Raw genomic sequence first — 14331 nt, forward strand, 5'->3', positions numbered from 1 at the left:
GCCATTATCTCAACGCGTAAAGAACGACTTCGAGAGCGGGTATGCGAGCATCGACGTGCAGCGCAATCGCATCTCGCGTATCTAGCATATCCAACCAATTTCGATCTTTGGCATCGACTTCAAAATAAGCGACACCTTGCATCGGTTTGAGTTCACTCGGTGCGATCGGAAGTGGGGTTAATGAGATACCAGACAGCGAGCTTCTCACTAGCTCAACAATCTTGTTGTTACTGCTCAACTTGGCTGAAATAGGGAACAGCTCATTAAGCTCTGTGCTGCTAATATCGGACTTAACACTGAGAACGAAACGACGGTTATAAACGCTGCTAGGGTCTTTGATTAACGTGCGAAGTAAGCGGCGTTTCTCAAACAGTGAAACATCCCACTTGAACTCAATAACCGAATCTTGTTGAACTAGAGTGAGTAAGTTTCTCAGGCTCGAAAACAGTGGGTTAAAGTTGTCATAGAGTTTGTCGTATTTTAAAGGCTGGCATTCGTCTGGAATCGCTGGTGTTAACGCCATGACTTGAGCTTCAAACTGTTTCAACTTTGAATACAGTTCGTGTGTCGGGTATTTGCTGTTACTGATGGTTAATTCAAACCACGGTAGCCATGTGTTGAGCGTTTGAAGCCACAGGAAATCTTGCATCATAGACTGAGGACTTTTTTGCCCTTGGCCAGCTTCAATGCGTTTCAATAGGTTTTGAGCGCGATTACTTACCAGCGCATGAATTTCTTTGACTCGTTCGCTAAGGAGGGTTGAAGCGCCGTAATGCAAGCAAGCTGGGATGAAGGCTCTATCAAGCATCACTTCGTCTGAGTCGCTGATTTCTAAAATCTTAGCCACTGGAATGAGGGTAAAGCCAGAGGTGTCTTCTCCCGCGAATTTGAGCCCGATATTCAGCTGAGCTACGTCGACTTCGACGCTGGCGTTTTCGGAGGTAGAAGTATCGAATACATTGATTGAACGTGTGATGTAACGGCTCTGCTCTTGTCCATCTTCGCTGTAGTCATTGTTGCCTTGTAAAGAGATTGGCAGAGCAAGGTAGACGATGGTTTCAATGGTGCCTTGCGGAATATCGACAACAATCTCTTGTTTGAGGTTGAATTGGGTTCCATCGGGGAACACACCTGAACAGCTCGGTATAGATAGCTTACCGATCTTTAAGAGATCGTGGTTAAGCACTAGCTCGGTGATGCCAAAGAAAGGGGCAAAACCAGCCAGTGTTTCAATGTTCTGACGAATGTAGTTTTGCACATAGCGATCTTGCTGCTGAAAGTGCTGAGGGGCAATAAACATCCCTTCTTGCCACACTACTTTTTTGAAAGCGTCCACGTAAAATCCTTTTCTATTATTTTTATATATTGGCTTTTTTATTAAAAGATTTGCCACCAGCTCGAGTCAGGCTGTATCACGGCTAACTCTGCTTTCTTCCCTGTAATCGTTAACTCTAAGGTTTGCTCTGGATCGGAAGGCATAATCAAAACGGTCTTGGTTGTGCCATTCTGGTAATCCGCGAATTCGACCAGAGCTGCAATGTATTGCGTGTTTTTGTTGATGTCTAACGTCAGCTTTTGCTCTGAGTTAGGCAGTACTATCGGTAACACCTGTTTTGAAACTAAGTTTGCCGCCAATAGCTGCAAGTCATTGTTGTACAAATCAATAAACGGCAGCTGTTTGAACAGCTGTTGATCCGTGAGTTGGTAAAGCCTAACCACAACAGGGTTCGCTTGGTCATCATTGTATTGGTTGACGGTCGCATCAGCTTTAACGGTCAACGAATATTGAGTGACAACAGGAGTTGGATCTGATGAAGAACATGCTGTGATCAATACACAAAGAGATAAGAGTATGAGACGTTTCATTCTCTTTCCTCACTTTGCTTCTGCATGTTCTCCATAAACAACGCTTTGAATTGACGTCTGAAGTCTCCGTTGTCTTGACGGTGTTGAAAATGCTTTCGGTAAATCTTCCAATACTTTTTATCTTTGTTGGTAAAAATGCCGCTACTGACATACTCACTAAATTGGCTCTCAAGCTGCTTTGGTGCAAACTCATTTAAGAACTGATCAACGGTTTGTTCTAGGGCGTCGAACAGCGCTTTTTGTTGAAGCTGAGGATTCTGTAAGTATTGTTGATTCTTTTCGGTCAGCGTGATGAGTTTGTCGATTGACTCTTCAATGCGCGTATTGTTCTCAACATTGACGGGCAGATATTCTAACTCTGCAGAAGAGAGAGTGTTGTTATCGGCGTGAGAGATTTCGTCTACTTCAATGTTCGGTATGACTTTGTCATCGTCCAAATCTTCAAATGGATCAGATGAAAAGGGGTCGTCACTCAGAACATTCTTTGAAGAGAAATTCGAGGTCTTCTGAACGATTGCAACTTCTGGTGAGTCATCTAAAAAGTCAGTATCGCTGTCATCAAGCTTTAAGTTAAAAGGTTCTATAAAAGTTTCATCCTGTGTGGTGTTATTGGCCGCGTTGACTTTTGGATCACTCAATAGGCTAATCAGCAGTGTGTAGCCACCAAGTTTGATGATGTCGCCGTCGGTAATGACGTACTCTTTCTCTTTTGCCAAAGACTTATCGTTTAACGATACGCCGTTGTTACTGATGTCTTTAATCACGTAACCACGATCTGTCGGGTAGAGCTGGCAGTGAGTTCTAGAGATCCATTTTGATTGATCGGGTAGCGCAATATCACATGACGGAGAACGACCTAAGCTTCCGCCACTTTCGGGCAGATACGTCACTCTAGAGGAAACAACCTCTTCAGCAGGTACAGAAATCATGTGGACACTGATGGACAATGGCTACTCCTTGCACTTGGATATGGCTGAATTAAAACTGTCTAAGAAACCCGAATAGGTTTTAAGGAATCGATTCGAAAAATAGACCCCCATATCCTTGGTATCTAAATTCGTCGAATTGAAGTAATCGAGTGGTAAAGAGGCTTTATTCAACTCTCTTTTAAAGACCAACTCATCTTCTAAAACAACATCAATTTCCCTTTGTTTTAAAAGTCTTAGTAATACTTTAGCATCTCGTGGCTGCTTAACGACGTTAAATCCATTACGTTTTAGCCAAAACCATTTGTTTGAGCCAAATTTGGCAGAAAAGTTAAGGTTTAACTTTGACAATTCATCAACCTTCGGCTCCACTCCTGGGCCAAAATACCAATTCAACGTCTGTTTTGCGATGGGTGCTGAGAGCGTAGCGTATTCATCACGCTCAGAAGTTTTAGTGGCGACGAAAAAGCCGTGTTGGCTACCACTATGCACACGCAGTTGTGCGTCCGACCAAGTGGTCATCGTAAGTTGATAAGGCTGTCCCATCATGCCTAACGCGCATTTAACTTTGTCTAATGCGATGCCTTGCATCGAAGCGTTTTCATAGGTTTGGTACGGTGGCCAATCTTGTGTGGTCAGCATTAGGCGAGATGGCCCAATTTTTACTTGAGCAGAAGCACTCATCGACCAAAACGTCGAGATGAGTAGGGTGACTAGCGATAATCTGATGGTAGAGGCTCTAGTTAACATCATTAGAGTGTCCTATCACTTCAGAGATCTTCAAGATTGACACTGGCGGGTAATAGTCGAGCTTATGAGCGGCTTCGATATTAACAATATAGGAATATTGGCTAAGTGACTCTATCGGAATGTCTGAAGCTTTCTGAGTTCCTTTCAATATGTTCTTCGCTTTGTATCCAGCGAATTGACCAACATTGTAGTAACGGCTGACAATACCAAACAGGGCCTTATGTTTTCTTATCGGACTCTCGGTCGCCGAAAAAGTAGGTATGCCTGCGGAATGTAGCCCCGAGACGACTTCCCCGCCTTGGGTGATAATGTATGAATCCGGGGGTAAATAAGCCATATCGATACCATCACGTTTCATATTGTTTATCGTGATGTTAATTAAGTCGCTGTTTGACTTGGTTTTATCAATGTTTAATGGGTACAACATAACACGCTTGTTATAAATTTCCGATAACTCCATCATTTTATTTGCGGTGATAATCGAATTATTTTCGTCAGCGTTATATATAACCCCAAGGCTTGAAATGTTATTGAGCTTTTCTATCGCTTTAAACTGTATTTCATGGGGTACGATGTGCGATACACCAGTAAAGTTTCTGTCTGTTGAAGATAAATCAGTGATTAACTTCGAACCCACAGGGTCGGTCACGATACTGAACACAACCGGCGTCGTGTTGTTTATTCTAAATTCGCTTGGTTCTGTGTAAGTTCCTAATAAATTCAATGTGATAGTGGTACCAAATGAATAAATGAGGTCGGCTTCTTTATATTCTAGATCTCTAATATGTTGTTTGAGCTGAGCTTTATCTCTGTTTGCATCAAGAACGGTAAATCTCACATCAATATGTTGGGATAAATAATCCATGAAGCCTTGTTCTGCGTCCGTTACTCCTCGCCATAATAAAAGAATGACGTGTTTTTCATCACTCTTAGCAAATGAGGATGGGGACATTAAAATCAAGCTAAGAACGAACACTATAAATCTCATGATTGAACCCCTAGCTTCTGTTTATCAGACTTCAGGAATATTGAGAAAAACACAATTAAACTAAAGGAACTCGCGAGAAGCGACGCACCAAATATAAGAATAGTTTGGTCGTAACCGAAGATACTCAAACAAACCCCAGCCAGCATTGGCCCCGCGATATTACCGATACGCTCAGTAAGTCTAAATATGCCGATGATTTTTCCCTTCTCGATACCCTGACCAGATAGGAGGTCGATGACCAAAGGTATTTGTGGAGAAACACAGATGCCGTGTGCGACACCAATAATGATTACGATGAGTAGCAGCCCTAATGTACCTTGGAAGAAGTAGAAGTTGAGCAAGGCAAGGGACGAAAGTAATCCGCCAATAAAAATAAAGGCCATTTTGTTTTTAAGCTTATCGACCAAAATGGCACTCAATGGTGAAATTAGAATGATCGCGAGGCCATAAGCCATAATCACACGACCAGATACAGAGCTACTTTCGCCAAGGAATTGCAGATAAACAGGACAGATGTAGTAAAGGAAACCGGTGAGTACGATCTTTGCTGGTATGGCGCTGAATATTGTGATTAAAGTAAAGTACTTGTTACTTAACAACAGCTTGAAATCTTTTAGTTTGACGGGTTTACTTGAGTTTCCGGTGTTTGATTTTTCAAAAAACACATACACAAGTAACACACTGAGTGTTGCCAATAACCCTGCAAGCATAAACGTTTCTGAGTATCCAAGTTTCTCCGCTAAGATTCCTCCGATAGCTGCACCACATAAAGAGCCAGAAAAGAATGATGACAAGAAAGTCGCCATTCCTTTGGTGCGATTAGAATCGTTAGTGGTATCTGACACATAACCTTGTGCTGAAATAAATACGATACCGTAGCCTACAGCAGTAAAAGCACGAGCCACCAACAAGAGTTCGAGAGATTGAATGAAAGCAGTAGCAACCAAGCCAATACAAGTGATGAGTCCACCTGTCATCAATGAATGCCTTCTGCCTACTTTATCTGACCAGTAACCTGCAAATGGCAGTGAGATAGCCCAGCAAAGCATGAATAGGGAAATGGGTAAGCTAGTGACTAGGTTTTCAGGTATCCAACCGGTTGTATTTTCCAGTGAAGAGACAAATCTAGGGAAAAAGGCCAGCGAAGACGCCTCTGAGAACACCAATAAAAATAGGGGTAAGCGAATGAATCGAAAGTCTTGTTTGTCGATATCTTGAGATGGCTGATTAGGGTTTAGCTTAGTAATGGCTTGATTAGTCAGGTTGAGCAGTTTGCCAATTTCATCGCGGGTCGAGATCTTTGCCAAATGATTCACGATGTCTCGGTTTACAAGCATGAAGACTTTCTTTACTTGATTCCAAGGTGAAATAATCATGAAGTTACACATGAATAGAATGATTTCGGCCACCACAAGACAAGAGGCAACCAACACGGTAATCATGTCCATGACGCTTTCTTTAAGTAGGTTAATGATCAAGTTGTTATCGGTGGTGACGTTTAGTTGAATCGTATGACTGTTGTTGAGTGAGAACGTCGATTCTCGAATAGAAGGGTGCACAACTTGTTCTTCTGGGTAGCGATAAGAAGAGCCTGACTGTCCTTCAAAGTTAATCGACAGAATTTCGCTATGGTGATCAACGAAGAAAGCAAATTCATCTTCTAAGCCATGCAGTTTGTCGTCAGGAACGCCTTTGTCTAGTAACCCTTTAATCATCTGATTTAACGAGTCGCCAATCAGGTTGGATTTCTGTTCGAGCTTAACCTCGTAAATCTGTGAAAACTTGTCTAGCGATTGATACGAAACCCCAAGGTTAGCAATGATGGTCAATAGGATGGCAAGAGAGATGATAAACACTGGAAAGTGCTTGTTTTTCAACTTCTCAAACTTAGACAATGAGTTCGGGGATTGCAGCGCCTTGTGAGCTTGGGTGATCGTTGGTAGCAATTCATCCGAATCGGTCGCGGATTCAAATATAGCAGTTGCGCCTTTTACTCGGCCTACAATACCTTTCAATAGGTACTTCAAGGCGATAAAGGCAATCAGGCAAGAGAGTAGTATCCAAATTGCCGAATAGAGGAACTGGAGCTTGAGTAAGAAGGTTTTTTGTTGTTCTAACAGAGTTGTGGAATAGTAGAGCTTTACTTGGCCTTCGACTAAACCAAAGGAGTTAGTGATATCGAGCGATAGCTGACGGTTATTTTCGTTGTTTTGTTCTCCGGTACCAAACAGTCGTTCGCCAGAGCTTGATACGACAACCAAAGCGGTAATACCGTCAACGATTTTTAAACGACGATCCAGCATGCCTTGTATGTTTGATATTGCAGAAAGCGGCAAGCCTAAACTGATCGCTTGGTTGATATCGTTATGTGTTTCTTCTAATACAATTTCATAGATGGAGTCGGAGGTTTCAGTGAGCCTCTTCTCGAAATTAAAATAGTTCAACGTTGCATTTAAGGTGATGGAAAACAGCAAAACCGCCATGATGGCCAGCATCAACTTAACCCTAAGTGATAGGTTAATTAGTGAAGGTTTGACCAATGTTTGGCTAGCTTTGCTGTTCATAGTTAAAACCTACTTAATCGATAAATCGAAGTCAGCACTGTTGTTGGTCGCGCTAACAGTGACTTGAGTTATCGGTTCGCTACGGCTGAGTCGACCAATACATTCTTCAGCCAATCTAGGCATCAATGAACGATTAATGATTTGTTCAACAGCACGGCCACCCGTCGTAGGATCGGTATTACGGTCAACAACAAACTGGATGAAATCTGCGTCCCAAGTAAAGGAAGCTTGATACTGTTCTGCGAGCTTCTTCTTGATTCGATTGAGCGAGATCTCGGTGATTTTCGCTAATTCTTCATCGTTAAGCGGATAGTAAGGGACAATGGTAGTTCGTCCTAAGAAAGCGGGCTTAAAGTATTGCTGCAGATCTGGACGAATTGCTTCAAGTAACTCATCGTTGTCGATACGGTCTGTGGTTTTAGCGCACACATCACAGATAGCTTGGTCAGCTGCGTTCGACGTCATAATGATGATGGTGTTTTTGAAGTCAACGGTTCGGCCTTCACTGTCTTTGATATGGCCTTTATCGAAGATTTGATAGAACAAGTCATGCACGCCAGGGTGCGCTTTTTCCATCTCGTCTAATAGCAGTACTGAGTATGGGTTACGTCGAATAGCTTCCGTTAACACACCACCTTCACCAAAGCCGACATAACCAGCAGGCGAGCCGAGTAACATAGAGATCTTATGTTCTTCTTTAAACTCGGTCATGTTAATCACGGTAAGGTCGTTGCTACCTCCGTACAGTTGCTCCGCAAGTGCCATGGCGGTTTCAGTTTTACCCACACCACTAGGACCACACATCAGGAACACACCAATCGGTTTACGATTATCGGTTAACCCAGCGCGTGATATACGAATCGCTTTTGCGAGCTCGTTTTTCGCGACATCCTGACCAATAACTCGAGTATTAAGCTCGTCTTCTAAAGTCAGCAGCTTGGCGATTTCATCACTCATCATGTTACCAACAGGAATACCTGTCCAATTCGCAATCACTTGCGCAATGGTGTTGTCGTCTACCATGGCGTAAACAAGAGGTTCTTCGCCTTGCAACTCGGCCAATTCAGTTCGCAGGGTGTCGAGCTGTTTTTGCTTGTTAGCGTCGACAGCATCTTGCTCTTGTTCTTCGGTGATCTCCTGTTGAACCGTTTTTATTTGGTCAACTAACTCAATCTCTTTCTCCCAGCGCGTGTAATACGCTGCCAATGTTTGTTGGTTTTCTTCAATCGATTGTGTGAGCTCTTTGATCAATTCAGCGCTATTTGAGAACAGTGCATCTTCTTTTTCTAACGCCGACTTCTCGTTTTCTTGGTAACGAATGGTTTGCTCTAACGTTTCCAATACTTCTGGCTTCGCGCCTTGTGTCAGTGCGATTCGTGCACTGGCAGTATCAAGAAGACTAATGGCTTTGTCTGGCAGTTGGCGACTTGGAAGGTAACGGATCGATAAGTGGACCGCCGCTTCAATCGCGGATTCAGCAATAAAAGCGCCATGGTGAGCTTGCAATGAAGCGGCTACGCCACGCAGCATTTGCATCGCATCTTCTGCATTTGGCTCTTCAATCGTCACGACTTGGAATCGACGTGTTAGAGCCGGATCTTTTTCGAAATACTTTTTGTATTCAGCCCAAGTTGTCGCTGCGATGGTTTTGAATTCACCACGAGCTAGCGCTGGTTTGAGAAGGTTGGCTGCGTCATTTTGTCCAGCAGCGCCACCTGCGCCAATGAGGGTATGAGCTTCATCGATGAAAACAATGATGGGTACTTCTGACGTTTTCACTTCGTTGATCACGTCTTTTAAGCGGTTTTCAAACTCACCTTTAACGCTCGCGCCTGCTTGCAGTAAGCCAAGGTCTAAAGAGTGGATTTGCACGCCTTGCAGAGCACTAGGAACTTCGTCGGCTGCGATTCTTAACGCTAAGCCTTCAACAACAGCGGTTTTACCTACGCCTGGCTCACCGACCATAATCGGGTTGTTTTGGCGTTTACGACATAAGATATCAATCGCTTTTCTTACTTCGGCATTACGGCCAGAAATAGGATCTATGTTGCCGTCAATCGCTTGTTGAGTCAGATTAACCGTGTACTTGCTCAGTGCGTCGTTACCTGCTGGGGTGGTATCGACAGAGCCACCGGCTGAAGGCGTTGCAGAATTACGGGCAATAGGGGTTTTCTTGATCAGACCTTGCAGAGACTCTAGTGAAACACTGCTTAGCGTTTCTAGTTGTAGGGTGCTTACGCCTAACACGTTCTGTTGCATCAAAGCTTGAATAAGATGCAAGCTGACGATTTCGCCATGACCATAGTTTACCGATGCAATCATCCAAGCATCTTTGATTAATTCAGTTAAGCCATGGCTTAGTGTCGGCTGACCTTCGCTGCCTTTTGGAAGCATAGCTATTTTTTTGGAAAGCTCATTCACTAAGGCGTCTAATGACAGCTTTTGAGATTCGCACAACGCCATTAGCTTTGGATCTTTTTGGGAAATAAGCTGAAGGATCCAGTGTTCTGTTTCTATCGCTCCAACACCTTGGTTCATCGCCGCGCCCGCAGACGCTTCCAACGCTTGCTTCAGTTCGGGAGATAGCTTTCCTACTAAGTTAGTGAGAGTTACTTGTGTCATAGTCAATTCCTTGTATCTCTATAATCTACACATTCCGTATTTATGAACTACAAAAGCAAAATCTTTACGGTTTCATTGGGGTTACGCTCAGGTGCAAGGTAGTCAATTTCACCTAAACGAGCGGCTATAGAAACCTTGCTTGATAAACGGGGTTTGGTTAAATATGAACGTTTGACGTTCAGATAAATGGCAACAGGCGTACTGTCTTTTAAATAGTGCTGAGTCAAAGACAACACAGCTTTTGCAAATTGGTCATCTTGTTGAATCTCGAGGAACTCATTTCTGTTTTTTGGGGTAACAAAAATACTCAAGTTGTTGAAATGGGCTAAGCAAGTTTTGCCGACCAAAAAACCTTGCCCTAAGCGACTGTTAAAATCTCGATTAACACCGATGCGAGTTAACGAGTCGGTCGGTAATAGACGTTGTTCAAATGCCTTGCACTCCACGTCGATGGAGTAGGGAAAAAAATCATTTAAAATCTTTTTTAGAGTCGTCAGGTTTCGGCTTTGTTGGCTTAGCAGTAATGAATATTGGAGATACTCTTTGTGCTCTTTTCCAAGCGCAGCAAAGTGATTCAATAGTGCTGTTTTCTTTGGGTTTTGCTCACTTTCAACGAGCAGCCAACGTCGAGCATTGGTTCGATAGGTGATCTCAAAGTGTCGTTGATTAAATACGTCCAGGAAATCTTGCAGTGAATGATCTTCATTGTGGATCGCGGCTAACAACTCTTCGTAAATGTAATTAGGTATCACGCCTTTAACGCCTGAAAGCGCTTGTTTTGCTAATCTGAGTTTGGCTTTGTTTCCCTTTAACGAGAAGTATTGGATCTCTTGAGGGTTGCCAGTTGGCATCGCTTCCGATTTTAATTGGATCTGTATCGGCGAGCTACTTTGGGACTGAAGCTGCTCCAAGAGCCTCATTGCCTGAGAGAAATCGTACTTTTCAGGCTGAGCGGCTAGGTCTTCGATGAAAGGCTTCATATATCCCCCTTGCAGTCTAAGCTCTGGTGATTTTCAGTTCGCAGGATTTCCGACATTCGCTGAGTTATAAACACAATTGGCTACCGTGAATCTTAGGATACTTTTTAACGATACCATCTCGACCGTAGATTCGGATCTTGAGTTGGATATATCGATCAAAGCTACAAAACTGTTGGAAGAATCGATTCAGTACATCGGCAAACGCCAGGTAGGGTGAGGTTGCATCGAGTGTGAGTTCAATCTCGGTTCCTGGAGAGAATACGTTTTTGCCCAACACGCGAATAGCGGACACTTGAGAGTTAAACGTGATCGAGTGAATCATCTGAATTTCAGCGCTCGATACTTGCTCACGACTGCACAAACTCAACATGTGTTTTAGGTCGGCCACTGGATTACTTGATTGAACCAAAGAGGAAAAGTTGGTGTTCAGTAAACTAATGAATTCCCAATGGATATTTTGGTCGACTTCCTTTGTGATAGGTGCTGAAGGCGGATAAATAGGTGAAAAATCACCGGGTAAATCAATACTCTCTAGGCACTCCAAAGTCCCGCTTACGCCACACGCTTGCTTGCCATTTGTGCACAATAAATGAGTACCAAGTAGCTTACTAAATTCCGCCTCTGGCGCTTCAGATAGCGAGATAGCGATGCTCATTTCACCAAAGTGATTGTGTTTACTTTGCCAGTAGTCATATTGCTGATTGTGGGTGTATTTCTCTTTAAAAAGAGGAACTAACGGTATTTCACCGTTAGGCGTGATTTCATACACCTTCTGAATTTCGATGATTTCGATATTGTTGTCGCTATGCGCGTCGGCATTCACAGGGACTGAAAGGGTTCTGTGATCGTACGGAATAGGTTCGCCTGTCTGCTCAAACAAGTTAATTGCTGGCATTACGTTTAACTTGAAAACATCTTTATTGAATAGGCGGATAAATTCAGACGGCAATGACGACATGAACAAGTTAATGATGATCTCCGATTCATCAAATTGGCCTGCGTAATCTGCAAAGTTCTTAAGCCTAAAGAACTGTCGCTTCTCTTTGAAAAAGAAAAACTCGTTAATCAGTTGGTAGCCCGTGAATTGATTACCATGCTCAGGTAAAAACTTAAACTCGAGATCGCTGATTCGATTTTTGAGCTGGTGGCTATCAATGGTGACATGTCGAGCGCATTCGTTGTCTGAGATAGAAATCGCTAAGGTGTTATTGAGAAGAAGCTCGACTAACGAGTCCGCATTGTTTTCAAACCCTTTGACGAAGAAGTCGAGGTCATTTAGTTCTAAGTGGCTGAAGTGTACTTCGGGGTCGCCAGTGTTCAGTGAGATCTGAACGACCGCTGAGCTTTGATTAGCCGATTTGGGTCTATTGAAGCTAAACGGGGCGCTTAGCGCTTTGATGTTGCCTAAGCTAAATGGTGCTATTTTGAGTTCATCGACGGTTCTAAATAGGCATTCGTTTTTGGTGTTGGTGCTCGAAAACAGCGAACCTTTTGGCAAAGTACTCGATTCAATAGGGCCTTCTTCAGCAACTAACTCAAGATAAGCAACGCTAGGAACGGTTTGTATATAAGACGGATAGAGCACTCCTAATATACCTTCGATGACCTCAGGTAACTGCTCTGATAGTTTCTTTTCTACCTTAGCATTTAATAGTGCGACGCCATCTAATAGACGAGCCATGCTAGGGTCTTCAATCTTACCTTGATGAATATTGAGCTTCTCAGCGTGCGTCGGGTATTCCTGACCGAACTGACCTAACGAACGGCGCACAAAAGCCAGTTCTTGCTCGAAGTAACGCATAATAGGTTCAGTCATAGTTATCTTCTTCTAATGAGGTGGTTAGGTCACTTAATGCGATTTTGGAGTCAAAGATAAGGTCTTGTTCACCATGACTTGTTTTAACCTTGGCGATGATGTTGAACGACAGTGAGTTGTCACCTTCTTTGCGCTCTCCAAGCTCTACCGAGATGTCATGGAGTCGAGGTTCAAAGCTTTTAATCCACGTTTCAATACGTAGAGTCAGCTGCGTTTTTTCTAGAGTGGCGCTCAGTAATTGAATATCTTCGATACCAAACTTTAAGTTAGAGCGGTTGACTTCTATCAGTCGTTTATCGATATCTGTCAATGATGCCTCAGCTTCAAGTAGCTTGGTGAGGTGGAACTTGATGTCTTCAATCTCAGCATCCTGATAGGGCTTTGAATCACTGATAAAGGTCTTCCAAAAGCTCATTACGCCACCTCATTTAGGTCGGTGGTCAGCACTACTTCACCGCTGAAATAATCAAATTGGTATTGAGGAACAATGCGCAGAGTACACGCGAAGCTGCCAGCTTGAGAGCTTGATTCGGTCACACTCACTTTGGCGAAGCTGAGGGGGTATTTGGATAAGGTCTCTTCATTGGCAAATGAAACGTTACTCGAGAACTTTTCAATCCAATGGGTCAAAAACAGCTCACACTCGGTTGCGTTGTTGAAGCTGCCGATCATCTCTCTGACTTGAACTTTTAGGTAATGAGCAATTCTGCAAGACATCAGTGTGGTTTGAATCTGCGTGAGCACTTTGTCATTGTCGTTTTGTCCGCACTGCCAAATTGAGTTGTTACCATTGAAGTAAAATTTATCGGTTAACGGGCTCTTCGCTAATGGGATAAAGCCGCTTTGAGCGTAGAAATTCGACAGTTGGCCGAACAAGCTAATATCCGTCACTGGTTTTTGCAGGTGGCTGTCGAAATAGTGATTGGTTGGTAGGTTAACGACGGCACCTTGTAGTTTGTCGTTCCAACGGGATTTTAGGAAGCCAAACCAGTTAACGCGGTGAAACTCTCGCATGATAGTGGTAGTCAGTACCATATTGGCTAATCCCCAAGCTCCTTGACCTTGCTCGTTGTAAATGAAGCCAGCGCGTCGATTCTTGTATGCGTCTCTCAGGCGAACTTGTGGTAGCGCCATGCCAATAAAGCGAGAGCTCGGTTTACTGCGTAAATCCTGCCACGCCTTAAAGTCGGGACCGGAAAGGATCTTATTGATACGTTCGATATCAGACAACCAATCAGCACCGCTTTCACCAAAGAATGTTGCTACTGGAGAAAACAGCATAGGGCAGAGTGTTGCTTCGCCTAATTTGCCTAACAGCTCTACGGTAAACAGATCGTCGTAGTCGGCATCAAAATCGATGTCCATCGAGATAGGGTGGCTAAAGGTGATGCAACCAAAAGGGTGACCACCTAAGGTATTCAGTTCGTTATTGCCGATCTTGTTATACAAGTCGCTGGATTTGGTTGAATAGGCTTGATTGACGTCGCTAGAGATCTCCGCCCAGTTCATATCGAGCAGTTTTACATGCGCTCTTTGGTAGCTGACGGGTAGGGAAACAAGCTGCTGAAGGCTTAACCAGTTACGTTCCAGTTTTTGAAACTCGGGTTCATGGAGGACTTCATCAAGCTGTAAACTGAGTTTGGAATCGATTGTTGATATAAGTGTTGATATCAATGAAATTAGTGAGGATTTAGAGCTTAAGGAGTGTTTGTCTAGCTCAGATAACAGAGATAAAGCCTCTTTCATAAAGGTATTATCTGTGTCATCTAATTGATTGAATCTGTTTTGCCATTCTGTATTTAACTTCATACAAAATTTT

The 14331-nt window shown here is 43.4% G+C and carries 11 protein-coding genes; all 11 read right to left on the bottom strand.

Annotated features, from left to right (window positions below; translation table 11 throughout):
• Nucleotides 1-4: 4 nt before the first annotated feature.
• Nucleotides 5-1336 (bottom strand): type VI secretion system baseplate subunit TssK, encoded by a 1332-nt coding sequence (tssK, locus tag AACR09_RS06190; RefSeq protein WP_102501093.1) that lies wholly within the window; start codon nt 1334-1336, stop codon nt 5-7.
• Between the two features lie 41 nt (nt 1337-1377).
• Nucleotides 1378-1866, bottom strand: coding sequence for a type VI secretion system lipoprotein TssJ (tssJ, locus tag AACR09_RS06195; protein WP_121603180.1), 489 nt, complete (start codon nt 1864-1866; stop codon nt 1378-1380).
• Nucleotides 1863-2813: an FHA domain-containing protein gene (locus tag AACR09_RS06200; protein WP_102501095.1), complete on the bottom strand. Its 951-nt coding sequence runs from the start codon at nt 2811-2813 to the stop codon at nt 1863-1865. Before AACR09_RS06200 ends, tssJ begins: the two co-directional genes overlap by 4 nt.
• A 3-nt stretch (nt 2814-2816) precedes the next feature.
• The gene (locus AACR09_RS06205) at nt 2817-3545 is read right to left on the bottom strand and encodes a transporter substrate-binding domain-containing protein (RefSeq protein WP_102481957.1); all 729 of its coding nucleotides are present in this window, start codon (nt 3543-3545) and stop codon (nt 2817-2819) included.
• Nucleotides 3532-4530, bottom strand: coding sequence for an ABC transporter substrate-binding protein (locus AACR09_RS06210; RefSeq protein WP_102462408.1), 999 nt, complete (start codon nt 4528-4530; stop codon nt 3532-3534). The genes AACR09_RS06205 and AACR09_RS06210 overlap by 14 nt, the downstream gene beginning before the upstream one ends.
• The gene (locus AACR09_RS06215) at nt 4527-7094 is read right to left on the bottom strand and encodes an MFS transporter (RefSeq protein WP_193836187.1); all 2568 of its coding nucleotides are present in this window, start codon (nt 7092-7094) and stop codon (nt 4527-4529) included. Before AACR09_RS06215 ends, AACR09_RS06210 begins: the two co-directional genes overlap by 4 nt.
• Nucleotides 7095-7103: 9 nt before the next feature.
• Entirely contained in the window at nt 7104-9716 is a 2613-nt protein-coding gene (tssH, locus tag AACR09_RS06220; protein ID WP_193836188.1) for a type VI secretion system ATPase TssH, read from the bottom strand.
• A gap of 47 nt (nt 9717-9763) precedes the next feature.
• Nucleotides 9764-10696 (bottom strand): type VI secretion system baseplate subunit TssG, encoded by a 933-nt coding sequence (locus tag AACR09_RS06225; RefSeq protein ID WP_102444804.1) that lies wholly within the window; start codon nt 10694-10696, stop codon nt 9764-9766.
• Between the two features lie 64 nt (nt 10697-10760).
• A complete protein-coding gene (tssF, locus tag AACR09_RS06230; RefSeq protein ID WP_193836189.1) occupies nt 10761-12512 on the bottom strand; it encodes a type VI secretion system baseplate subunit TssF in 1752 nt (583 codons plus the stop codon).
• Nucleotides 12505-12927 (bottom strand): type VI secretion system baseplate subunit TssE, encoded by a 423-nt coding sequence (gene tssE / locus AACR09_RS06235; protein WP_102444806.1) that lies wholly within the window; start codon nt 12925-12927, stop codon nt 12505-12507. The genes tssF and tssE overlap by 8 nt, the downstream gene beginning before the upstream one ends.
• Nucleotides 12927-14321, bottom strand: a complete 1395-nt coding sequence (locus AACR09_RS06240; RefSeq protein WP_193836190.1) for a type VI secretion system contractile sheath domain-containing protein — start codon at nt 14319-14321, stop codon at nt 12927-12929. The genes tssE and AACR09_RS06240 overlap by 1 nt, the downstream gene beginning before the upstream one ends.
• Between the last annotated feature and the right edge of the window lie 10 nt (nt 14322-14331).

Origin of the sequence: Vibrio sp. OPT20, assembly GCF_963889365.1 — a bacterium.
GTDB classification, from domain to species: Bacteria; Pseudomonadota; Gammaproteobacteria; order Enterobacterales; family Vibrionaceae; genus Vibrio; species Vibrio splendidus.

Excerpts from the sequence above, each read along its gene's own strand:
- AACR09_RS06215 (WP_193836187.1), bottom strand. The coding sequence starts at position 7,094 with ATGAACAGCAAAGCTAGCCAAACATTGGTCAAACCTTCACTAATTAAC.
- tssE (WP_102444806.1), bottom strand. The coding sequence starts at position 12,927 with ATGAGCTTTTGGAAGACCTTTATCAGTGATTCAAAGCCCTATCAGGAT.
- AACR09_RS06240 (WP_193836190.1), bottom strand. The coding sequence starts at position 14,321 with ATGAAGTTAAATACAGAATGGCAAAACAGATTCAATCAATTAGATGAC.
- tssJ (WP_121603180.1), bottom strand. The coding sequence starts at position 1,866 with ATGAAACGTCTCATACTCTTATCTCTTTGTGTATTGATCACAGCATGT.
- AACR09_RS06210 (WP_102462408.1), bottom strand. The coding sequence starts at position 4,530 with ATGAGATTTATAGTGTTCGTTCTTAGCTTGATTTTAATGTCCCCATCC.
- tssH (WP_193836188.1), bottom strand. The coding sequence starts at position 9,716 with ATGACACAAGTAACTCTCACTAACTTAGTAGGAAAGCTATCTCCCGAA.
- AACR09_RS06225 (WP_102444804.1), bottom strand. The coding sequence starts at position 10,696 with ATGAAGCCTTTCATCGAAGACCTAGCCGCTCAGCCTGAAAAGTACGAT.
- tssF (WP_193836189.1), bottom strand. The coding sequence starts at position 12,512 with ATGACTGAACCTATTATGCGTTACTTCGAGCAAGAACTGGCTTTTGTG.
- AACR09_RS06205 (WP_102481957.1), bottom strand. The coding sequence starts at position 3,545 with ATGATGTTAACTAGAGCCTCTACCATCAGATTATCGCTAGTCACCCTA.